This window comes from Paucilactobacillus vaccinostercus DSM 20634, from assembly GCF_001436295.1.
Classification (GTDB): Bacteria; Bacillota; Bacilli; order Lactobacillales; family Lactobacillaceae; genus Paucilactobacillus; species Paucilactobacillus vaccinostercus.
Map to the genome: position 1 here is coordinate 1 of NZ_AYYY01000039.1, position 479 is coordinate 479.

Consider the following 479-nt stretch of genomic DNA (forward strand, 5'->3'; position numbering starts at 1 on the left):
GTCTACACACCAAACAAGCAACGTGCAACGGTTGAAATCGTTGATCAAAACGGTAACACTTTGAAGACGGTTAGTCTCACGGGTGTAAGTGATGCTAATGTCGATCACAGTACCGTCGCAACGGCAATCCAAGGGATAATCAACCAAGGATACAACCTGACAAGCGATGGCACCATAGGTGCAACGTATGATCACGACGACGATGCAGATCAAATCTTCAAGGTAGTGATGACTCAACTTGGCGACAATAAAGTACCATACACGACGATTCCAACTGATCCAGAAGGTAACCCAATCCCAGGTACCACGGGAGAAAGCCATGTTGGTAAGCCAGGTGACCCTGTTGAAACAACAGACGTCCCAGGGTACACACCAACAACTGACATTCCAGATGTACCAACAGATGGCGGCGACGTGAATGTTGTCTACACACCAAACAAGCAACGTGCAACGGTTGAAATCGTTGATCAAAACGGTAA

Annotated in this window: 1 protein-coding gene; it reads left to right on the forward strand. The window is 47.2% G+C overall.

Annotated features, from left to right (window positions below):
- Positions 1–479, forward strand: a 479-nt coding sequence (locus FC26_RS12870; RefSeq protein WP_420835224.1) for a mucin-binding protein, incomplete at both ends; no start/stop codon positions are given.